23 protein-coding genes, 2 tRNA genes and 1 riboswitch are annotated in these 20792 nt (G+C 67.6%); of the genes, 7 read left to right on the forward strand and 18 right to left on the reverse strand.

Annotated features, from left to right (window positions below; genetic code table 11):
* The first annotated feature begins 107 nt into the window (after positions 1-107).
* Complete coding sequence (locus ABMA10_RS13080; protein WP_347869046.1) at positions 108-980, forward strand: acyl-CoA thioesterase; 873 nt, start codon at positions 108-110, stop codon at positions 978-980.
* 25 nt (positions 981-1005) lie between these two features.
* On the opposite strand, the gene ABMA10_RS13085 is transcribed toward ABMA10_RS13080, so the two are convergent.
* The 4 genes from ABMA10_RS13085 to ABMA10_RS13100 form a co-directional block, all read right to left on the reverse strand.
* A complete protein-coding gene (locus tag ABMA10_RS13085) occupies positions 1006-1479 on the reverse strand; it encodes an acyl-CoA thioesterase (RefSeq protein WP_347869045.1) in 474 nt (157 codons plus the stop codon).
* An 89-nt stretch (positions 1480-1568) separates the two neighbouring features.
* Positions 1569-3251 carry an energy-dependent translational throttle protein EttA gene (gene ettA, locus ABMA10_RS13090; RefSeq protein ID WP_431030610.1) on the reverse strand — a complete coding sequence of 561 codons (1683 nt, stop codon included), beginning with the start codon at positions 3249-3251 and terminating at the stop codon, positions 1569-1571.
* 78 nt (positions 3252-3329) lie between these two features.
* Positions 3330-3848 (reverse strand): DUF6993 domain-containing protein, encoded by a 519-nt coding sequence (locus ABMA10_RS13095; RefSeq protein WP_431030611.1) that lies wholly within the window; start codon positions 3846-3848, stop codon positions 3330-3332.
* Positions 3849-3870: 22 nt separating this feature from the next.
* A complete protein-coding gene (locus ABMA10_RS13100; RefSeq protein WP_347869042.1) occupies positions 3871-4347 on the reverse strand; it encodes a single-stranded DNA-binding protein in 477 nt (158 codons plus the stop codon).
* 241 nt (positions 4348-4588) lie between these two features.
* On the opposite strand from ABMA10_RS13100, the gene ABMA10_RS13105 reads away from it, so the two are divergent.
* The gene (locus ABMA10_RS13105; RefSeq protein WP_347869041.1) at positions 4589-4786 is read left to right on the forward strand and encodes a hypothetical protein; all 198 of its coding nucleotides are present in this window, start codon (positions 4589-4591) and stop codon (positions 4784-4786) included.
* An 84-nt stretch (positions 4787-4870) separates the two neighbouring features.
* On the forward strand, positions 4871-5590 hold the full coding sequence (locus ABMA10_RS13110; protein WP_347869040.1) for a hypothetical protein: 720 nt from the start codon (positions 4871-4873) through the stop codon (positions 5588-5590).
* 81 nt (positions 5591-5671) lie between these two features.
* Here the strand turns inward: ABMA10_RS13110 and nadE are convergent, their stop codons facing one another.
* The 4 genes from nadE to orn all read right to left on the reverse strand — a co-directional run bounded on the left by nadE (position 5672) and on the right by orn (position 7746).
* Positions 5672-6493, reverse strand: a complete 822-nt coding sequence (nadE, locus tag ABMA10_RS13115; RefSeq protein ID WP_347869039.1) for an ammonia-dependent NAD(+) synthetase — start codon at positions 6491-6493, stop codon at positions 5672-5674.
* A 95-nt stretch (positions 6494-6588) separates the two neighbouring features.
* Positions 6589-6939 (reverse strand): metallopeptidase family protein, encoded by a 351-nt coding sequence (locus ABMA10_RS13120; protein WP_347869038.1) that lies wholly within the window; start codon positions 6937-6939, stop codon positions 6589-6591.
* Positions 6940-6999: 60 nt separating this feature from the next.
* A tRNA-His gene (locus tag ABMA10_RS13125) sits at positions 7000-7075 on the reverse strand.
* Between the two features lie 50 nt (positions 7076-7125).
* A complete protein-coding gene (gene orn / locus ABMA10_RS13130; RefSeq protein WP_347869037.1) occupies positions 7126-7746 on the reverse strand; it encodes an oligoribonuclease in 621 nt (206 codons plus the stop codon).
* A gap of 52 nt (positions 7747-7798) precedes the next feature.
* Between orn and ABMA10_RS13135 the strand changes: the two genes are divergently transcribed.
* Together ABMA10_RS13135 and ABMA10_RS13140 are read left to right on the forward strand one after the other, a co-directional pair.
* Positions 7799-8023: an SCO4848 family membrane protein gene (locus ABMA10_RS13135; RefSeq protein ID WP_347869036.1), complete on the forward strand. Its 225-nt coding sequence runs from the start codon at positions 7799-7801 to the stop codon at positions 8021-8023.
* Between the two features lie 27 nt (positions 8024-8050).
* Positions 8051-8126 (forward strand) — tRNA-Arg (locus tag ABMA10_RS13140).
* A gap of 89 nt (positions 8127-8215) precedes the next feature.
* On the opposite strand, the gene ABMA10_RS13145 is transcribed toward ABMA10_RS13140, so the two are convergent.
* The 6 genes from ABMA10_RS13145 to dinB all read right to left on the reverse strand — a co-directional run bounded on the left by ABMA10_RS13145 (position 8216) and on the right by dinB (position 13550).
* Positions 8216-8803, reverse strand: coding sequence for a hypothetical protein (locus tag ABMA10_RS13145; protein WP_347869035.1), 588 nt, complete (start codon positions 8801-8803; stop codon positions 8216-8218).
* Positions 8800-9600, reverse strand: a complete 801-nt coding sequence (locus tag ABMA10_RS13150) for an energy-coupling factor transporter transmembrane component T family protein (protein WP_347869034.1) — start codon at positions 9598-9600, stop codon at positions 8800-8802. The genes ABMA10_RS13145 and ABMA10_RS13150 overlap by 4 nt, the downstream gene beginning before the upstream one ends.
* Complete coding sequence (locus ABMA10_RS13155) at positions 9597-11078, reverse strand: ABC transporter ATP-binding protein (protein ID WP_347869033.1); 1482 nt, start codon at positions 11076-11078, stop codon at positions 9597-9599. The genes ABMA10_RS13150 and ABMA10_RS13155 overlap by 4 nt, the downstream gene beginning before the upstream one ends.
* 2 nt (positions 11079-11080) lie before the next feature.
* Positions 11081-11710, reverse strand: coding sequence for an ECF transporter S component (locus tag ABMA10_RS13160; RefSeq protein WP_347869032.1), 630 nt, complete (start codon positions 11708-11710; stop codon positions 11081-11083).
* Between the two features lie 36 nt (positions 11711-11746).
* Positions 11747-11855, reverse strand: a riboswitch (TPP riboswitch).
* 57 nt (positions 11856-11912) lie between these two features.
* The gene (locus tag ABMA10_RS13165; protein ID WP_347869031.1) at positions 11913-12242 is read right to left on the reverse strand and encodes a hypothetical protein; all 330 of its coding nucleotides are present in this window, start codon (positions 12240-12242) and stop codon (positions 11913-11915) included.
* Between the two features lie 9 nt (positions 12243-12251).
* Complete coding sequence (gene dinB / locus ABMA10_RS13170; protein WP_347869030.1) at positions 12252-13550, reverse strand: DNA polymerase IV; 1299 nt, start codon at positions 13548-13550, stop codon at positions 12252-12254.
* Between the two features lie 81 nt (positions 13551-13631).
* On the opposite strand from dinB, the gene ABMA10_RS13175 reads away from it, so the two are divergent.
* The gene (locus ABMA10_RS13175; protein WP_347869029.1) at positions 13632-14948 is read left to right on the forward strand and encodes an acyltransferase family protein; all 1317 of its coding nucleotides are present in this window, start codon (positions 13632-13634) and stop codon (positions 14946-14948) included.
* Here ABMA10_RS13175 and ABMA10_RS13180 read toward each other — a convergent pair.
* From ABMA10_RS13180 to gatC, 4 genes are all read right to left on the reverse strand, one after another.
* Positions 14929-15525 (reverse strand): hypothetical protein, encoded by a 597-nt coding sequence (locus ABMA10_RS13180; protein ID WP_347869028.1) that lies wholly within the window; start codon positions 15523-15525, stop codon positions 14929-14931. The genes ABMA10_RS13175 and ABMA10_RS13180 overlap by 20 nt on opposite strands.
* 115 nt (positions 15526-15640) lie before the next feature.
* Positions 15641-17140 (reverse strand): Asp-tRNA(Asn)/Glu-tRNA(Gln) amidotransferase subunit GatB, encoded by a 1500-nt coding sequence (gatB, locus tag ABMA10_RS13185; protein WP_347869027.1) that lies wholly within the window; start codon positions 17138-17140, stop codon positions 15641-15643.
* 3 nt (positions 17141-17143) lie between these two features.
* The gene (gene gatA / locus ABMA10_RS13190; protein ID WP_431030612.1) at positions 17144-18655 is read right to left on the reverse strand and encodes an Asp-tRNA(Asn)/Glu-tRNA(Gln) amidotransferase subunit GatA; all 1512 of its coding nucleotides are present in this window, start codon (positions 18653-18655) and stop codon (positions 17144-17146) included.
* On the reverse strand, positions 18652-18951 hold the full coding sequence (gene gatC / locus ABMA10_RS13195; protein ID WP_347869025.1) for an Asp-tRNA(Asn)/Glu-tRNA(Gln) amidotransferase subunit GatC: 300 nt from the start codon (positions 18949-18951) through the stop codon (positions 18652-18654). The genes gatA and gatC overlap by 4 nt, the downstream gene beginning before the upstream one ends.
* 90 nt (positions 18952-19041) lie before the next feature.
* On the opposite strand from gatC, the gene ABMA10_RS13200 reads away from it, so the two are divergent.
* Positions 19042-20760 carry a long-chain-fatty-acid--CoA ligase gene (locus ABMA10_RS13200; RefSeq protein WP_431030613.1) on the forward strand — a complete coding sequence of 573 codons (1719 nt, stop codon included), beginning with the start codon at positions 19042-19044 and terminating at the stop codon, positions 20758-20760.
* The last annotated feature ends 32 nt before the right edge of the window (positions 20761-20792 follow it).

Raw genomic sequence — 20792 nt, forward strand, 5'->3', positions numbered from 1 at the left:
CCACCGGACGCTGCGAGCCTGCGCCGGCCGTTCGCTCGGCTGGATAGACTCGGCGAGCCGGACCAGATCCTCACGGTCTCCCCGGATCTCGACAGAAAGGCGCTCGCGTGCAGGAACCGATCGAATCCCTCCTGGCTGCCCTCGACCTGAGCGCGCCGGGTGTTCGCACGGACGAGGACATCTTCACCGGCCCCTCGCAGTGGATGCCGCACGGACGGGTGTTCGGCGGCCAGGTGCTCGCGCAGTCCGTCGTCGCTGCCACGCGCACCGTCGACGACGACCGCGTCATCCACTCGATGCACGGGTACTTCCTTCGCCCAGGAGACGTGGACCAGCCGATCACATTCGCCGTGGACCGGATCCACGACGGCCGATCCTTCGCGACCCGTCGCACGCAGGCCTACCAGAACGGCGTGCCGATCCTGTCGATGATCGCGTCGTTCCAAACCCAGGACGACGGCCCGGAACACCAGATCGACATGCCGGAGGGCATTCCAGACCCGGAATCGCTGCCGTCTGCCGCGCAGCTGCTCAGCGGCATCGACCATCCGGCCGCACAAGCCTGGGGTACTGGTCGTCCCTTCGACCTCCGCCATGTCTCATCGCCCGTCTACCTGCGCGTCGAGGGCGAACGCACCGCGCAACAGGCGGTGTGGCTGAAGACCATCGGCGCACTCCCCGACGACGCGGCGCTGCACCGAGCAGCGCTCGCCTACGCCAGCGACTACACCATCCTCGAGCCTGTGCTCCGCCGCCACGGGGCCCCATGGGCGACGCCCGGTATCAAGATCGCGAGCCTCGACCACGCGATGTGGTGGCACCGATCGGCACGGGTCGACGAATGGCTCCTCTACCTGCAGGACTCCCCCAGCGCTACCGGCGGTCGTGGGCTGTCGCTCGGGCGGATCTACACACGGGACGGCTCCCTCGTCGCCAGCGTCGCCCAAGAGGGCATGATCAGGATCCCAGCTCCGCGCTGATCGATACAGCGGAACGCGGCACTGCTCAGCGCCGCGAGAAGACGATCGGGTCCTCGAGGTACGGTTCCCAAGCCGCACGCTCCGTGTCCGAGATCCGCCGTGGCTTCATCGTCGTCGAGTCGACCATGACGACCGTCGTCGATGCACGTGCGTAGAGCGTCTGCTCCCCGGCCCCCGCGGGCGAGAAGACCTCGTAGGCGACCTGCAGGCTGGCACCGCCGATCTTCCCCATCCACAGCTGCACGTCGAGCGGGTCGCGCTGATACGGGATGGGTGCGAGGTACTCGATCTCCTGGTGCGCGACGAGCGTCAGCGTCTCGGCCTCCAGGCTCGCGTCGATCACCGCCGTCGACGGGACCTCCTCCGACGCGATGGTCGGAATCCAGAACACACGGACCCGCGCTTCCTCGAGCAGCTTGAGCATGGCGGCATTGTTGACGTGATTGAACGCGTCGAGGTCTCCCCAGCGCAGCGGGATGGGGACGTGGAGCCTGGTCATCTGCGGTCCTTCCGAGTACGGACGATGGTGCGACTGCTGAAACCGACGACGGCCCACCGGCAGGTGCCGATGGGCCGTCGAGACGACGACTAGTCGCGTGTGAGCTTCCGGTATGCGGAGCGGTGCGGCTTGGCCGCATCCGCGCCCAGACGCTTGATCTTGTCCTCTTCGTAGGACTCGAAGTTGCCCTCGAACCAGTGCCAGTACGACGGGTTCTCCTCGGTGCCCTCATAGGAGAGGATGTGGGTCGCGATGCGGTCGAGGAACCACCGGTCGTGGGTGATGACCACGGCACAACCGGGGAACTCCAGCAGCGCATTCTCGAGGCTCGACAGTGTCTCGACGTCGAGGTCGTTCGTCGGTTCGTCGAGCAGGAGCAGGTTGCCGCCCTGCTTGAGCGTGAGCGCCAGGTTCAGGCGGTTGCGCTCACCACCGGACAGCACGCCGGCCTTCTTCTGCTGGTCGGGGCCCTTGAAGCCGAAGGTCGAGACGTAGGCACGCGACGGGATCTCCTGGTTGCCCACCTGGATGTAGTCGAGGCCTTCGGACACGACCTCCCAGAGCGTCTTGTTCGGGTCGATGCCACCACGGGTCTGGTCGACGTAGGAGAGCTTCACGGTTTCGCCGACCTTGAGCTCACCGGAGTCGAGCGGTTCAAGCCCGACGATCGTCTTGAACAGCGTCGTCTTACCGACACCGTTCGGGCCGATGATCCCGACGATGCCGTTGCGCGGCAAGCTGAACGACAGGTCGTTGATGAGGACTCGGCCGTCGAAGCCCTTCTCGAGCTTCTTGGCTTCGAGGACGGTCGAGCCGAGGCGCGGACCGGCGGGGATCTGGATCTCCTCGAAGTCGAGCTTTCTGGTGCGTTCGGCTTCGGTCGCCATCTCCTCATACCGGGCGAGACGAGCCTTCGACTTCACCTGGCGGCCCTTGGCGTTGCTGCGGACCCACTCGAGCTCGCTCGCGAGACGCTTGGCCAGCTTGGCGTCCTTCTTGCCCTGGACGTTGAGACGCTCGCCCTTCTTCTCGAGGTAGGTCGAGTAGTTGCCTTCGTACGGGTACAGGCGTCCGCGGTCGATCTCGCAGATCCATTGGGCGACGTGGTCGAGGAAGTACCGGTCGTGGGTGACGGCGAGCACGGCGCCCGCGTACTGTGCCAGGTGCTGCTCGAGCCAGAGCACGCTCTCGGCGTCGAGGTGGTTGGTGGGCTCGTCGAGGAGCAGGAGGTCGGGCTTCTGCAGGAGGAGCTTGCAGAGCGCCACCCGGCGCTTCTCACCACCGGAGAGGTGAGCGACGGTCGCGTCGGACGGCGGGCAACGGAGTGCGTCCATCGCCTGCTCGAGCTGGGAGTCGAGGTCCCAGGCGTCTGCGGCGTCGATCGCTTCCTGCAGCACGCCCATCTCGGCGAGCAGGGCATCGAAGTCGGCATCGGGTTCCGCCATCGCGAGGGAGATCTCGTTGAACCGATCGATCTTGCCCTTGATCTCGCCGACGCCCTCCTGGACGTTCTCGAGCACCGTCTTCGACTCGTCGAGTTCTGGTTCCTGCATCAGGATGCCCACCGAGAAGCCGGGCGTGAGCTTCGCCTCGCCGTTGGAGGGGGTGTCGAGACCCGCCATGATCTTCAGGATCGTGGACTTACCGGCGCCGTTCGGGCCGACCACGCCGATCTTCGCGCCGGGGAGGAACGCCATCGTGACGTCGTCGAGGATGAGCTTGTCGCCGACCGCTTTGCGGGCGCGGACCATCGAGTAAATGTATTCAGCCATGTCGCCGACCAGTCTACGGGCGCTCCCGGTGTTTGCGCTGCATGCTCGGAGCCGTTGGTGAGACCAGACGGCCGGGTGTCACCAGTCGATCGGGCGGGTGGCGCCGACGAGACAGCGGCCGGTGCCGAGCAGCGGGACGACCGAGGAGTGGTACCCCGTGGCCGGGCCGTTCTGCCCGAGGATGCACGAACCCTGCCAGCGGATCGAGAACTGGATCGAGTCTGCGGGGTCGCCGATGCTCGTGGTGTCCGAGGAGACCTCCATCTCGGCCTTCGGGAACCCTGCAGCGACGAGACCGTCGATGATGGCCTGACCACCTGCTGCGGGATTCGCGGCGATCGTCGCGGTGTTCACCGCATCGAAGAACGGGAGGTTCTCGGCGGCGGTCCCCTCCGGGAGCAACGACGGAGCGGGTGGAGCGGTCTCCGTCGCACTCGGCGTGACCGTGGGTGTCGCGGTCGGGGCCTGCTGCGTGCAACCTGCGACGACCAGACCGATGACACTCAGGCCGAGCGCGGCGCGCGCGGCGACCCCCCACGCACGGCCACGGATCGACGAGGTTGCTGAGACGGGGCGATCGCGGAGGCTCTTCTGCACGTCGAGCAGTCTACGCGGGCACTCAGAACGGAGTGTCGTGCGGCGGCGGATCCTGGAGCGGCGCGGCACCCCAAGCAGCGGTGTTCGGTGCGACGGGCAGGCCCGGCGGTCGCCGCTCGGTGTCCTGGCCCTGGTGGACTGCAGTCTCGACGCCCGCGGTCGGCTTGGGCTGCCAGTCGATCTCGGACCCGATGCCGTCGGCCTCGATGTCGATGGAGGTGCCGCGGCGCTCGCCCGATTCCCAGTCCCGGATACGCAGGCGGCCGACCACCACGACACGTTGACCCTTGACCAGCGATTCGGTCGCTGCGGTGGCCAGCCCGCGGAATGCGCTCACGGTGTACCAGTTGGTGTCCTGGGCGACCCAGGCGCCCTGCTTCGCGTCGTATCGGCGTTGCTGCGACGCGAGCCGGAAGCTGGTGATGTCGAGGCCGGAGGTGGTGCGGTGATGCTTCGGATCCGTCGCGACGTGTCCGCGGACGGTGATCTGGTCGTTCATGGGGCTCCTTCTCTCAGTGGTGTCGTGCTGCCCGGGGTGGGTCCGTGCCGTTCGCCACCCCGGGTGCCGCTCCAGTTTCGAAGGTGCGTCGCGCCGGTCGGGTCGATCGCCGCAGGCAGTTGACGGTCCCCGCTCGTGGATGACCTGTGGAGCAGGCTCACACCCCGCGAACGGCGCTGTCGGTGGTCGCCCGTACCGTGGATGACACGCCCGACCGCACCAGACCGAAGCAGAGGAACCCATGCCGAACGCACTCAGCATCCGCCCCGGCTACTGGCGCGTCACGGCCGCCGACGGCCGCGTCCTCGGGAACATCGAGGCAGTCGGCGACGACGGCCGTCCCGAGTACCGGGCGAACCGGTTCCGTCCGTCGGTGGTCGGCTATGCCCCGCTCGGACGGTTCTCCGATCTCGCCGTCGCCATCGACGCCTTCCGCTGATGACACCTCCCACCGCGATCACGATCCGGTTGGACGCGGAGCGTCGCCCCTGTTCACGCCCGAACGAGGGGTAGTCTGCCGCGCATGCAGTGGTGGAATGATTTCGTAGAATGGCTGACCTCATCAGAGGTCCGCCCAGTGCTGTTCGCTGCGGCCCTGTTCATCGTGGCCGTCGTGGTGTCCTCACTCGTCGCTGCCGGTGCCAGCCGCCGCGCACTTCGAAGCATCGTGGACCAGCGCGATCGGGAGCAGAAGAACGCTGCGATCGTCGCCCTCATCGACTCGGCCACGGAAGCCAGCGTCTGGAACTCTCTGACGCCGCAGGAGCAGGTGCTGAGCGACCGTGCGGTCGCACAGGCCGATACGCTCGTGCGCCTCAGCCCGATCAAGGGCGCCTCATTCGCAGCAGACTGGGCGAATCACCAGCTGCACGAGATGAAGCGCAACTCGGCGACCTTCGGCTACGAACTCGACCCGGTGGTGGAGGAATTCCGCGACCGCTTGATCGAGTGGACGCGCAAGCCCGCACGCGCACGAAAGAACTTCGAGAGCGATCTCCGTGCATGGCGGGCCGAATCGACCGGCTCCGAGCAGAAGCTGATCGCCGAGCAGGAGACCTGGGTCGCAAAACAGCACCACGAACAGTATGCGAACGGCGTGACCCCGGCTGTCGGCGCCACCGCGTCCAAGCCGGGCGACATCAGCCGCTCGACCGGCGGCTCCATCGACACCAGCACCACGCAGCGCATCATCGACGACGTAGCACTCCTCGAAGCGGAGCGGAAGCAGTCGACCGTGAGCTGAGCAGTGTCAGTCCGTCCCTGGCTGAACAGGAGAAAGGCGGCCCGATCATTCGATCGGGCCGCCTTTCTCATCAGGAGATGATCACTGCCACCAGGTGTCGAACTTGCTCACCGGTACCTGCCGTTTGTGCTCCGTCGCGAGGTAGCGTGCCTCGATCGTCTCCGCCGCAGCCTCGTCGATGTCCCGCCCTTCGAGGAAGTCGTCGATCTGCTGGTAGGTCAGTCCGAGGTTCGCCTCATCGGTCTGGCCGGGGTTGCCGTCCAGCAGGTCTGCGGTCGGAGCCTTCAGATACAAACGCTCCGGGGCGTCGAGCGCTTCGAGGAGCGAACGTCCCTGCCGCTTCGTCAAGCCGCTGAGCGGGAGCACATCGGCGCCACCGTCTCCGAACTTCGTGAAGAAGCCGGTGACCGCCTCCGCGGCATGGTCGGTACCGACGACGAGGAGACCCTGCTCCCCCGCGATCGCGTACTGCGCGACCATCCGGGCTCGTGCCTTCGCGTTGCCCTTGACGAAATCGCTGAGGGGCGCGCCGGTCGCATCCGCGTACTCGGCCTCGAACCCGTCGACCGCGCGCTGGATGTTGAATACGACCGAATCGTCGGGTCGGATGAACCCCAGCGCGAGTTGGGCGTCGTCCTCATCGTGCTGGACGGCGTAGGGCAGGCGGACTGCCACGAAACGTGCCACTCCGCCCTCCGCGCGCACCTCCTCCACCGCCAACTGGCACACGCGTCCGGCCAGGGACGAGTCCTGTCCGCCACTGATTCCGAGGACGAGGCCGCTCGAGTGCGTCGCACGCAGGTAGGACTTCAGGAAGTCGATCCGCGAGCGGATCTCGGCCGCGGGGTCGATGGTTGGACTGACATGGAGTTCCGCAATGATGCGGGCCTGGGTCTCGCGCATATCACCAGGCTACTCGCTGACCCGCCTGCGGAACCGCGCCAGGCGTCATTCGCAACACACTGGAAACACGCTCGGCCATCAAGATCGGTCGCTGTTCAGGCCCATCCGAGTTCATGGAGGCGGTCGTCGTCGATGCCGTAGTAGTGACCGATCTCGTGGACCAACGTCGTGTGTATCTCGTCGGTGAGCTCCTCCAGCGTCTCGCACGCCTGGAGGTGCGGTTCGCGGTAGACGATGATCCGATCGGGCATCTCGCCGAAGCCATAGCGGTCGCGTTCGGTCAGCGCCACACCGTCGTAGAGCCCGAGCGTGTCGAGTGTGCCGTTCTCCGGGCGATCCTCGACGACGAACACGACGTTCTCGAGGCCGTCGATCATCTCATCCGGCAGGAGGTCGAGCTCGTCGACGACCAGAGCCTCGAACGCCTCCGTGTCCAGCTCCAGCATGCGACCCCCCCCCCCCGGATACGACAGAAGCCGGAGGGTTTCTCCGGCTTCTGTACGACTTGGGGTGAGTAACGGGGCTTGAACCCGCGACCTCCTGGACCACAACCAGGCGCTCTGCCAACTGAGCTATACCCACCATGCAACCTGTTCTGCGGAGACCGCGTCACAAGCGACTGGACGAGTCTATTACATGTTTGGGGCGTACCGTGACACGACCGCTTCCGAAACCTGCTTCGCGTCATCCGAGGACGGGCCCGGGAGGTCGACGAAGAGCGCCCCACGGTAGTACGCGAGCTCCCGGATCGATTCGAGGATGTCAGCGAGGGCTCGGTGCCCGCCGTCCTTCGACGGTGCGTTGAAGTACACGCGCGGGTACCAGCGCCGAGCCAGTTCCTTGATCGACGAGACGTCGACGTTGCGGTAGTGCAGGTGGGCGTCGAGCCGCGGCATGTAGCGCGCGATGAACGAGCGGTCGGTGCCGATCGTGTTGCCGGCGAGTGGGGCCTTCGACTCGTCCGGCACGAAGCGCTGGATGTACTCGATGACCTGGAACTCGGCGTCGGCGACGCTCACACCGTTCGGGATCTCCTCGATGAGGCCCGAGGTCGTGTGCATGTTCGTGACGAACTCACCCATGTTGTCGAGCGCCGACTGGTCGGGTTTGATCACCACGGAGTATCCGGGATCCAGGATGTTCAGGTCGAAATCGGTGATCACGACCGCGATCTCGACGAGTTCGTCGACCTCCAACTCGAGTCCGGTCATTTCACAATCGATCCAGACCAGACGGTCCCCAGCTGCGCTCATGGGTCGATTCTAGCGAGCACGGCCGACACGCCGGATTCCGTAGACTGCTGAAGTGATCATCACCGTCTCCGTCCTCCTGCTCATCAACGGTGTCTACAACGTCGTCGTCTGGCCGCGCTTCCTCAAGCGCATCATCACCGACCCGCGCGCCCGTGACGACCAGGGACGCCCGACGACGTTCCTGCGGGTGCACGTGATCCTCATCAGCATCGCGCTCGTGCTCGCAGCCCTGTCGCTCGTGTTCGGTGTCCTCGGCCTGATCGGCGCCGGCGCCTGACCCCCTGCGGTATCGTGGACGACGCCCGCCTCCGTAGCTCAGGGGATAGAGCAGGAGCCTTCTAATCTCTTGGTCGCAGGTTCGAATCCTGCCGGGGGCACCAACACGCGTCTCGCGGACCCGCCCGCCCGGTCATCGAGCCTGTCGAGATGCCCTTCGACAAGCTCAGGGACCAAACCTTCGACACGGTCCTCAGGGGGCGGAGCGTCGAGCCAACCAGGGCGACCAGTGACCGGAGTCGGCACCGCGTTCGAGGGACTGCAAGACCCGCGTCGCGACGTCGTCCGGCCGGCCGGAGGCGTCGACGATCAGGTCCGCACCGAGACGAGGCTGTTCACGGAGCAAGAACGCATCTTCCTGCACGGTCCAACCCGGCAGCCACTCCACCCCGTCGCCGCGTCCGAGCAGCCGCTGCTCGCGCTGATCGGCGGGTGCATCCATCCAGAGCGCGTGGTCCGCGCGGAACCTCGACGCGATCGACGACGCCCCACAACCCTCGACGATGATGGGACGGTCGCACGGCACGATGTGACTCTCAGCACGCTCGGAACGCTCCCAGTCCCATCGACGCCACTCCCCAGTCCGACGCTCGACGAACGGCTTCAGGATCCACTCGACGAGGACGCGGGCGCCCTCGTCCAGCCCCTCCCACCCGGGGTACAGGTCGTCCATGTGGATGACCGTGCTCGCCGTCATCGCCGAAGCCACAGCGGCGGCGAGCGTGGTCTTGCCCGTACCGGATCGACCGTCGATGAGGAGCACGGGCGGTGGGATCGTCATTGTCCGACGAACCGGAACGTACCGGCGAAGACGGCCGCGGCGAGGGCGATGGCCATGATGGTGATGGTGGAGAAGACGGCCACTGCATCGATCCACCCCAGCCGGGACGGTCTCGCCCACGTCCGCGGGATGGGTGCTCCGAACCCGCGCGCCTCCATCGCCGTCGCGAGCTTGCTCCCCCGGCGGATCGCGAACACGAGGAGGACGAACGCCATCGACGCGAACCGGCGGACGACGCCTCGATCACCGAGCCCTCGGGCACGGCGGGCGAGCGCCATGCTCCGCCAGTCCTCGATGAACAACCCCAGCATCCGGGCGCCGGCCAGGATCCCGAGGACGAAGCGCGATGGCAGTCTGGCGATCTGGGAGAGACCATCGGCGAGATCAGTCGGATCGACCCGGGCGAACAGCAAGATCGTCGGCAGGCCGAGCGCCAGCACGCGGATCGTGACGGCGACCGCGAGTTCGATGGAGTTCTCGGTGATCCGCATGAATCCGAACGACCAGTACTCGGTGCCACCCGGCTTGGCGTAGAGCAGCATGCTGAGCCCGCCGATCGGTGCGAACACCAGGACCGGCAGCGCTCGCTTCAGAAATGGCAGCAGTCGGAGCCCGGAGAGCGGGAACAGCGCGGCTTCGAGCAGCACCGCGACGCTGGCGCTGACCCAGTCGATCGTGAGCAGCAACGGGATCGAAAGGATGAGGACTGCGAGCACCTTCGTGACCGGGTTCACGCGATCCAGCGGGGCACGCTCCGGCATGGTCGACGAAACCGTCGGAGGGGCGAAGGTCGTCATGCTGCCTGCACCGCCTCGGCGGACCGTTCGAGCACGATCCGGTGGTCACCCAGATACTCGATCACTCCGGCATCGTGCGTCACCGAGACGATCGTCGCACCGCGTTCGAGTTCGTCGCGCAGCAGCCCGACGAGGGAGAGCCACGTCCGCCTGTCCTGGCCGAACGTCGGCTCGTCCAGGACGAGCACGGCCGGGCGGGCGGCCAGGACGGTCGCGACCGAGAGGCGGCGCTTCTGCCCGCCGGACAGGCTGAACGGGTTCGCCTCCGCGAGTGCGCCGAGCCCGAGGGCTTCCAGGATCTCCGAGACACGCTCGTCGATCGCGCCGCGCGACCAGCGCAGTGCTTGCAGCGCGACGGCGAGCTCGGCACGGGCGGTCGATGCGACGAATTGATGCTCGGGATCCTGGAAGACCGTGCCGATGCGCGTGAGCAGCTCGGTCGACCGCCAACGGATGGGGCGAGCACCGAGCGAGCCGGCGAGCGTCGGCGATGCCGCCACACGACCCGCAAGCTCTGGCAGCAGGCCTGCCAGCGTCAGGGCGAGGGTGGACTTGCCGGCACCGTTCGGACCGACGATGACGGTCGCGGAGCCCGATGGAACCCCGATGCCGAGTCCCTGCTGAACCGGGTGCGCACGGTGCCTGCCGATCGTCAGCGCCTCCGTCGTGAGGGCGAGTTCGTGAACCGGCGGCGCCACACGGGCGGGCAGCCCCAGTGGGATGCCCGGCACCCAGACGCCTGCGGCAGCCAGCCGTTCCCCGACATCGTCGAGCACGCGGTCGGGCGGCCCGTCGGCGAGCACCCCACCGTCTGCGTCCAGGACGATCACCCGGGTCATGAGATCGCGCCAGACCTCCACGCGGTGCTCGATCACGATGAGTGTCGACGAGTCGTCCGCCGTCAACCGGGCGACCGCGTCGCGCACCTCGACGACACCCTCGGGATCGAGGTTCGCGGTGGGTTCGTCGAGCAGCAGGAGCGACGGCTGCATCGCGAGCACACCCGCGAGCGCGAGCCGTTGCTTCTGTCCACCCGACAGTGCCGAGGTCGGGTGGTGCAGCGGCAGATCGAGACCCACGGCATCCAGCGCCGCGCCGACCCGACGCCAGATCTCGTCTCGCGGCACGCCGAGATTCTCGCAGCCGAACGCGACATCGTCGCCGACCTTCGACAAAATCACCTGTGAGTCCGGATCCTGCAGGACGAGACCGATGCGACCGCGAGCCTGCTCCGGCCTGGCACCGTCGACGAGCAGCGAGCCATGGGACTCCCCCTCGTCGGCACCCCCCAACACGCCTGCCAAGGCGTGGATGAGGGTCGATTTGCCAGCCCCGGACGCACCGAGGAGGAGGACGCGCTCCCCAGGCTCGATCACGAGGTCGAGGTCGTGCACGGCCCAGGCCTTGCGACCGGCATGCCGCCAGCCCCAATCATCCACGACGACCCGAGCAGGACCCGTCGGAGCGACGGACACCATGGTCAGACCTCTCGTCGTGCGTCCCGCCCGGAGGCGAAGCGGCTGAGCGCACCGGTGGACGCGAGCGCCTTCACGAGTGCCCATCCGACGACTCCTGCGAGCACCGCGCCGGAGACGAGGAGCGAACCGAGGTAGATCGCGTTGAACTCGGTCCCCTTCTCGAGGTTGCCGGAGGTGAACAGTTCCAAGATCCAGGCGCCGGCGCCCGCGCCCGCGCCCGCGAGGATCGCCGGGATCAGGCCGAAACGCTTGTACGCGAACAACGCGAAGACGAGCTCGGCGCCGAGGCCCTGCGCGAGTCCCGAATACACGGTTCCGATGCCCCACACATTGCCGATGAGCGCCGACACGATCGCACCGATCGTCTCGACGAGCAGAGCTGCGCCGGGCTTCCGGATGATGAGGCCTCCGAGGACGCCGCCGAGCAGCCAGATGCCGACAGCGATTCCACCGAATCCGGGGGTGACGGCACTCGCCCCGGCGTACCAGAGCGAACCGAGTGTGTTCCAGGCCCAGAAGATCAGGCCGGTCGCGACGCCGAGGACGGCGACCACGACGATGTCGACGACCCTCCAACGCAGCGTGCGCGCCGCTGCGCGTTCGATGGGGGGAAATGCGGTCGATGCTGACACGATACGTGCCCTTCCTGTAGACGGAAAAGAGCACGGGATAGCGAGAAATGGTCTCCCTGCGCTGGCATGATCCAGATCAGGTTCGACGGTCGAAGGTGGATACCTTCCTCTCAGCCCGGTTCACCGGACTCCCGTGATGGCACGAGTCTAGACCCTGCCGTGCGCGGGTGCACGGCAGGGTCTGGCATCGCGCCGACGTGCGCTACTTCTTCAGGGCTTTGATGATCCCTGCGAGAGCCTTGCCGCTGACCCAGATGAACGGGATAGCCACGGCCACGAGGGAGATGAGGTTCGGGTCGAACCGCAGACCCTCGTTCGTCTTGATGTATGCCCCGACGGGAATGGAGACGCCGCCTCCGCCGCCTCCGCTCGGGGCGTCCTCGCCATCGCCCTCCGAGCCACCGCCGAAGCCGTAGTACGTGAGGGCGACGGGCACGAGCTTCGTGCCGTCCACGTCCTGCTGCTCCCCGTAGGCCGCGGCGACGCCGAGCCCCTTCGCCTGTTCTGCCAACTTCTCCACGAGATTCGTCATGGTGCAACGCTACCGCTGCGGATCCACCGGCCCAAGGGGTTGATCCGGGCTCTCAGCTGCCTGGGAGTCGCCGCGGCTGCCCAGTCCTCGGCGCCGCGGCTTGCCGAGCAATGAGGCCGGAGCGATGGCGAGGTCGCCGAAGCGGCTCGCAACCCGGTCGATCGTCTGCTCCGCCTCCCGCCACTCCTCGTCCGGATCCCAGAGCCCGGCACCCGCCTCATCAGCCGGCACGAGCTGGTCGACCTTGACGCCGATCAGCCGCACCAGACGACCTCCGCGATCGAGATCGTCGAACAGCGTCACCGCCTCGTCGTACACGCGCCTGCCGACGTTCGTCGCTTCGCCGAGCGTCCGTGAGCGGGTGACGACGGAGAAATCGGCGTACCGGACGCGGATACTGACCGTCCGGCCCGCGAATCCGCCCTTCCGGAGTCTGATCGCAACGAGCCCCGCCAGGTTGAGCAGCTCCCGTTTCACGACGGCGGGCTCGGACACATCGACCGCGAAGGTCATCTCGTGACTGATGCTCTTCTCACGCCGCGCCAGCTCGATGCCGCGGGGGTCGACGCCGTTCGCGAGTTCGAGCAGCCGTCGGCCCGATGCCTCCCCCACCGCGCGCTGCAGCATGTGCAGGGGCGTCGACGCCAGTTGTCCGATGGTCCGGATACCGCGGTTGACGAGTTGCTCCTCCGTCCGGCCGCCGACACCCCAGAGCGCCCCGACCGGCAGAGGGTGCAGGAACGTCAGCGTGTCGGCGGCAGGAACGACCAGGAGGCCGTCGGGCTTCGACATGCCCGAGGCGAGCTTGGCGACGTACTTCGTCGAGGCGACGCCCACCGAGCACGGCAGGCCGGTCGCTTCGAGTACCCGCTCCTTCACCAGGGCCGCGATCGCGCTCGGGCGCCCGAGCAGGCGCACGGCTCCCGAGACGTCGAGGAACGCCTCATCGATGCTCAGCGGCTCGACGAGCGGTGTGACGGACTCGAACACCTCCATCACCCGGTCCGAGTATTCGCGATACCGCTCGTGATGGGGTGGAAGGACGACGGCGCTCGGGCAGAGCCGCATGGCTTGGGAGACCGGCATGGCGGCGCGGACCCCGTAGCGTCGGGCCTCATAACTCGCCGAGGTGACGACCGATCGTCCCTCCTTGTTGCCCACGATGATCGGCAGTCCCCGGAGCTCCGGACGTTCGAGGAGCTCGACCGAGACGAAGAACGCGTCCATGTCGACGTGCAGGATCGGGGTGCCGCTGTCGTCGGCATCGTGCGCCGACACACGGCGCGACGCTCCATCCTGCCGACTCATGGTTCCATTGTCGCAGCCGCCCCCGACATGAGCACGCGGTGTGCCCCGATGCGGGGCCCAGCGGCGCTAGGCTGGCCGACGATGAGCACTGCACCCCGCGACGAATCGACCACGACCACCGTCGATCTGGCCGGGCGTGACCTCGCCCTCGACCTCGTCAGGGTCGCCTGCGTGGTCACCGTCGTCATCATCCACCTCCTGATGGTCGCCGTCGCGGTGGACCCTGACGGCACGATCGGCATCTCCCGCGCCCTCGAGCAACAATCCTGGTTCGACGTCGGCACGTGGTTCGGACAGATCATGCCGCTGTTCTTCATCGTGGGCGGATTCGCCACGATCACGGGGTGGCGCAGCACGGTCCGGCGCGGCGGAGGGGCGGCCGACTTCCTCCGCTCGCGCGTCTTCCGGCTGGCGCTCCCGACGGTCCCCGTCCTCATGTTCCTTGCGGCAGCGTTGTGGCTCGCACAGACTCTGGGCGTCGACCCCTCGATCGTCAACGCCGTCGCCGCCGGCGTCGGGTCACCGCTCTGGTTCCTTGCCGCCTATCTGCTGTGTCAAGCGGTCGCACCGGTGCTCGCCCGCTGCCACGGACGCCGGCCCATCCTGACGTGCGTCGTACTGCTCACCGGTGTCGTCGTGGTCGACCTCGCCCGGTACACGTCCGGACTCGAGGGCATCGGACTCGTCAACCTCCTCTTCGTCTGGCCGCTGCTCCAGCAGTTCGGGTTCTTCATGGCAGATGGTCGTCTCCGGACGATCCCCCGGCCCGTCCTGATCGTCGTCGCAGCCGCCTCGATCTGCGCGCTCGTCCCACTCACGTCGTCGCTCCCCTACTCGACGAGCATGCTCGGCAACCTGAATCCGCCGACACTCCCCCTCGTCGTCCTCGGCATCGGCCAGCTCGCCCTGCTGACGCTGGTGCACCCTCTGCTCACCGCAGTCATGCGTTCACGTATCCCGCGGGTCACCGTGTTCGTCATCGGCTCACGGCTGATGACGGTGTACCTGTGGCATGTGCCGATGATCATCCTGGTCGCCGGTTGCCAGCTCCTCGTCGGCATCCCGTTCGCTGAGCCGATGACAGCCGCCTGGTGGTGGACCAGGCCGGTCATCCTGCTGGTGGTCGGTATCCTGCTCGCCGGTGTCGGGGCACTGTTCGGCCGGTTCGAGCATCCGCGCCGGCTCACCCTCGATCCCGCGAACCGCCCGCCCGGTCTCGCCGTGTGGATCGCACTGGCCAGCGCGTTCGCGATGCCGTTCGCAGAGATCTCCCACCAGCTCACCGCGACCATGGCTGCGCTCGGAGCCGCGGGATCGATCCTCGCCGTGATCCTGCTCACACCGACACGTCGTGCGATGGCTCCGCCAGCGGCGCCGGTCACACCAGACCGTGGATGAGCGGACGCAGCCACTCGCGGAACGCGTCCCGATCATCGCGGAGTGACTCACTGACGACGATCGTGTCCGGCGCGACCACCCACGCGCCGGCTTGCGCGATCGGCAGCACCTCGAGGTCCAGACGGAACGAGCTGGACTGTCGCCGCAGCTCGAACTGACGCTCGCGGATGAGCTCGTAGACGTCGGTGAGTCGGCTCGGAGCGCGAGCCGCCAGCGCGCGCTCGTATTCGGCCACGCGCTCCGCGGCCCATCGATTCGCCTCGTCGAATGCCCGGTAGGCGAGTTCCTGCAACTCCAGCGCTCGATCGAACGCCTCGAAGTGCGGCGGACGGACCTCGGCGACGAACGGGCGCGTGTCACGCCGGGCGATCCCGGCCCACCATCCGTCGAACTGCGTCGCGAGCGCAGCGAGGTCGAGGCCACTGACGTCGACAGCACCGGGCGCGGGCTCGACGGTCGGCAGCTGGCTCACGCAGTGCTCGCCGAGACCGGCCATCCGGCGGAAGGCGAGCGCCAGCATCAGGACGAGCGGAGCATCCTCCGTGACCTGCCAGCGGATGGTTCCCTCGACCAGCATGGCCGAAGTGTATGCCCGTCCTCCGCGAGGCACCAGGGGTGTTCCGGCGGACGGCGGCGGGCCCGGCACGGCAGTCGAGGACTGTCGTGCCGGGCCCGAGACGGTTCGGCAGGATCTACTGGGCTGCGCGCTCCAGGACGAGCTCGCGCACGCGCGCGGCGTCCGCTTGTCCGCGCATCGCCTTCATCACGGCGCCGATGACTGCGCCGGCGGCCTGGACCTTGCCGTCGCGGATCTTCGCGAGGACGTCGGGCTGGGCTGCGAGCGCTTCATCGATCGCGGCGATGAGCGGGCCGTCGTCCGACACGAGCGCGAGACCGCGGGCGTCGATGACGTCCTGCGGCGCGCCCTCACCGTCGATGACTCCCTCGAGCACCTGACGCGCGAGCTTGTCGTTGAGCGTTCCGTCCTCGACGAGCGCTGCCAGTGCGGCCACGTGCTCAGGCGACACCAACGTCGTCGCCTCCACCTCGCGTTGGTTGGCGATGCGGGAGATCTCACCCGTCCACCACTTCCGGGCCGCGGCAGGAGAGGCCCCGGCGGCGACCGTCTGGGTCAGCTCCGTGAGGAGGCCGCCGTTCAGGACGTCTTGGAACTCCAGATCGGTGAAGCCCCACTCCGCCTTCAGACGGCGACGACGGACAGCAGGCTGCTCGGGAAGCGCTGCACGCAGCTCCTCGATGAGTTCGAGCGACGGGACGACCGGAAGGAGGTCGGGCTCGGGGAAGTACCGGTAGTCGTCGGCATCGCTCTTCGGCCGACCGGCAGAGGTCGCTCCGGTGTCCTCGTGCCAGTGACGGGTCTCCTGCGTGATCGAGCCGCCGTCCTTGAGGATCGCAGCCTGACGCTGGATCTCGTAGCGGACCGCGCGCTCGACCGAGCGCAGCGAGTTCACGTTCTTCGTCTCGGTGCGTGTGCCGAGCTTCTCCTGTCCGCGAGGCCGCAGCGAGATGTTGGCATCGCAGCGCAGGTTGCCCCGCTCCATCTTCGCGTCGGAGATGCCGAGCGCCACGACGATGTCGCGAATGGCGGAGACGTAGGCCTTCGCGATCTCGGGAGCGCGGTGCTCGGTGCCGTAGATCGGCTTGGTGACGATCTCGACGAGCGGGACACCGGCACGGTTGTAGTCGACGAGCGAATACTCGGCGCCCTGGATGCGGCCCGTGGAACCACCGATGTGCGTGAGCTTGCCGGCGTCCTCCTCCATGTGCGCGCGCTCGATGGGCACGGTCACGATGGTGCCGTCGGCGAGCTCGACGTCGACTGATCCCTCGAAGGCGATCGGTTCGTCGAACTGCGAAATCTGGTAGTTCTTCGCGAGGTCGGGGTAGAAGTAGTTCTTCCGGGCGAATCGGCTCGACGGCGCGATCGAACAGCCGAGCGCGAGCCCGAGGCTGATCGAGTAGCGGACTGCCTGCTCGTTGACGACCGGCAACGAGCCTGGCAGTCCGAGGCAGACGGGCGAGATGTTCGTGTTCGGTGCGTCGCCGAAGCCGTTGGGCGCAGAGGAGAACATCTTCGTCTTGGTGTTCAGCTCGACGTGCACCTCGAAGCCGAGTACCGGCTCGTACAGTTCGAGGGCCTCTTCGTAGGAGAGGAGTTTGTCCTTGGCCATGGGTTACCGACCTCCGAGAGCGGGTGCCTGCGAGATGAGGGTGTGTCCCCACGTCGATTCGAGCAGCGCCTCCAGAGCGGCGCCGACCCGGTAGAGCCTGGCATCCTCTCGTGCTGGCGCCATGAACTGGATGCCGACGGGCAGGCCGTCCTCGGGGGCGAGCCCGATCGGCACGCTGATGCCTGGGACCCCGGCGAGGTTCGCCGGGATGGTGGTGACGTCGTTGAGGTACATCGCAAGCGGGTCGTCGATGCGCTCGCCCAGCTTGAACGCCGTGGTCGGGGCGCTCGGGCTCACGAGGACGTCGACCTCGGCGAACGCGGCCGCGAAGTCGCGCTGGATGAGGGTGCGCACCTTCTGGGCGCTGCCGTAGTAGGCATCGTAGTAGCCGGCGCTCAGCGCGTAGGTGCCGAGGATGATGCGACGCTTGACCTCTGGGCCGAATCCTGCCTCGCGGGTGGCCGACGTGACCTGCTCGACCGTACCGCCGCCCTCGGGGGTGACGCGCATGCCGAACCGGACCGAGTCGAACTTCGCGAGGTTCGACGATGCTTCGGCCGGGAGGATCAGGTAGTACGCCGCGACGGCGTACTCGAAGTTGGGGGCGGAGACCTCGACGATCTCAGCACCGTTCGCCGCGAGGACGTCGAGAGCCTCCTGGAAGCGGCTGCGGACGCCGGACTGGAAGCCCTCCCCGTTGAGCTCCTTGACGACGCCGACACGGAGCCCGCGCAGAGCGTCGCCACGAGCACCCTCGCGCGCTGCGGCAGCCATGGACGGCCACGTGTCGCGGAGCGAGGTGGAGTCGAGGGCGTCGTGGCCGGCGATGACGTCGTGCAGGAGCCCTGCGTCGAGGACCGTGCGGCTGACAGGTCCGACCTGGTCGAGCGAGGATGCCAACGCGATCGCGCCGTAGCGGCTGACCGCACCGTACGTCGGCTTGACGCCGACGGTGCCGGTCACGTGCGCTGGCTGGCGGATCGAGCCGCCAGTGTCGCTCCCGAGCGCGATCGGGGCTTCGAAGGCCGCGACCGCTGCTGCGGAGCCACCACCCGAGCCACCGGGGATGCGATCGAGGTCCCAAGGGTTGTGGGTCGGGCCGTACGCGGAGTACTCGGTGCTCGAGCCCATCGCGAACTCGTCCATGTTCGTCTTGCCGAGCGGCACGAGACCGGCGGCACGAGAACGGGCGACCACGGTCGCGTCGAACGGTGAGAGGTACCCCTCGAGGATCTTGCTACCCGAGGTGGACGGCATGTCCGTCGTGACGAGGACGTCCTTGATCGCGAGCGGGACACCCGCCAGCTCGCCCAGGGTCTCGCCGGCAGCACGACGCGCATCGATGTCCGCTGCGACGTCGAGCGCGTGGTCCGAGACGTGGAGGAAGGCGTGGACGTCACCATCGACCTGCGCGATGCGGTCGAGATGCGCCTGCGTCGCCTCGACACTCGACACCTCGCCGGAACGGAGCTTGCTGGAGAGTTCGGCGGCGGTCAGACCGATCAGTTCGCTCACTGCTCCTCCCCCAGGATCGCGGAGACCTTGAATCGGCCGTCGGCCGATTCCGGGGCGTTCTGCAATGCCTGCTCGAGGGTGAGCGTGTTGCCGACGACGTCGTCGCGGTACACGTTCTCGAGCGGGATGGGGTGGCTCGTCGCCGGGACCTCAGGTGTCGCCACCTGCTGCACTTTCGCGATGTTGTCGACGATGGAGTCGAGCTCGGTGGTGAGGTGGGCGATTTCGTCCTGAGTCAGGGCGATGCGGGCGAGGTTCGCGAGATGCGCGACCTGCTCGCTGGTGATTTCCGACATGCGTCTCCCGTACGTGTAGCGGTGGCGGTCGCTCCAGTCTATTCGTCACCGGCGTAGTCCTCCGTCTGGTGTCGCCTCTACAGTTGGACCGTGACCCAGAACGACTCCGGCAGCCGTCCCCGTCCTCCGCACGATCGCCCGTGGCTGGCGAGCTACGCCGCAGACGTGCCACACGACATCCCCCGGCAGACCGGCAGCCTCGGCGACCTCGTGGAGGCGTCCGCGTCCAGCTATCCGGACGCTGTCGCCCTCGAGTTCTTCGGCGCGACCACGTCCTACTCGGAGCTCGATGCGCTGATCACTCGCGCCGCCGCCGGCCTCCGAGCGCTCGGCGTCCGCTCGGGCGATCCCGTTGCGCTCATGCTGCCGAACTGCCCGCAGCACATCGTCGCCTTCTACGCCGTCCTGCGTCTCGGCGCGATCGTCATCGAGCACAATCCGCTCTACACTCCGCAGGAACTCCGCCACCAGTTCGAGGACCACCGAGCGAAGTTCGCGATCGTCTGGGACAAGGTCGCCGAACACCTGCAGGACTTCCCGGCGGACCTCGCCGTGCACTCGCTCGTGACGATCGATGTCACCCGCGCGATGCCGCTGACGATGCGCGCGGCTCTGCGACTCCCGATCCCCAAGGCGCGGGCATCACGTGCCCAACTGACCGGTCCGGTCAGCGGAACGGTGCGCTGGGAGCAGCTGCTCACCTCCGGCTCACTGCCGGCGACGCACCCGAAGCCCGCCACGGATTCGCTTGCGCTCATCCAATACACGAGCGGCACGACCGGATCACCGAAGGGGGCAGCGCTGACCCACGGCAACCTCCTCGCGAACGCGGCACAATCACGAGCGTGGGTCCCGACCGTCAAGCGCGGTGAGGCGGTCGTCTATGCCGTCCTCCCGATGTTCCACGCCTACGGCCTCACGCTCTGCCTGACGTTCGCGATGAGTATGGGATCCAGGCTCGTCCTGTTCCCCAAGTTCGACCCTGACCTCGTGTTGAAGGTCATGCGCAAGCGCCCCCCGACCTTCCTTCCGGCCGTTCCTCCCATCGCGGATCGACTGCTCGCCGCTGCAACCGAGCGCGGCATCTCCATGCACGGCACGGAGATCGCCATCTCGGGTGCGATGCCACTGCCGCACGATCTGGTCGTGCCGTTCGAGGCGGCGTCCGGCGGGTTCCTCGTCGAGGGCTACGGCCTCTCGGAGTGCTCCCCAGTCATCTCCGCCAACCCGGTTTCGGCGGGCAGGAAGCCCGGCACCATCGGGCTGCCCCTCCCGAGTACCGAGGTGCGCGTCGTCGACCCGGACGATCCGAACACGGATCGTCCAGCGGGCGAGGCCGGCGAGCTGCTCGTGCGCGGGCCTCAGGTGTTCCAGGGGTACTACAACAAGCCGGAGGAGACAGCCGCGGTCCTCCTGCCCGGCGACTGGTTCCGGACCGGCGACATCGTGTCGATCGATGCCGAGGGGTTCATGACGGTCGTCGACCGGATCAAGGAACTCATCATCACCGGTGGCTTCAACGTCGCTCCGAGCGAGGTCGAGCAGGTGCTCCGCGGCCACGCCTCCGTCGCTGATGCCGCTGTCGTCGGTCTGCCGGACCATCACTCCGGCGAACAGGTGGTCGCAGCGGTCGTCGCGGTGCCCGGCGCGAGCGTTGACCCCGAAGCGCTCCGTGCTTGGGCGCGCGAGATCCTCACGCCCTACAAGGTGCCTCGTCGGATCGTCGTCGTCGACGAACTCCCGAAGTCCCTCATCGGCAAGGTACTTCGCCGCGAAGTGCGCGACAGTCTCCTCGCCGACCAGAGCTGACCCGCTCGCGCAGAGCTCCATCCCGGGGGAGC

The organism is Plantibacter sp. RU18 (genome assembly GCF_050613355.1).
Lineage (GTDB): Bacteria > Actinomycetota > Actinomycetes > Actinomycetales > Microbacteriaceae > Plantibacter.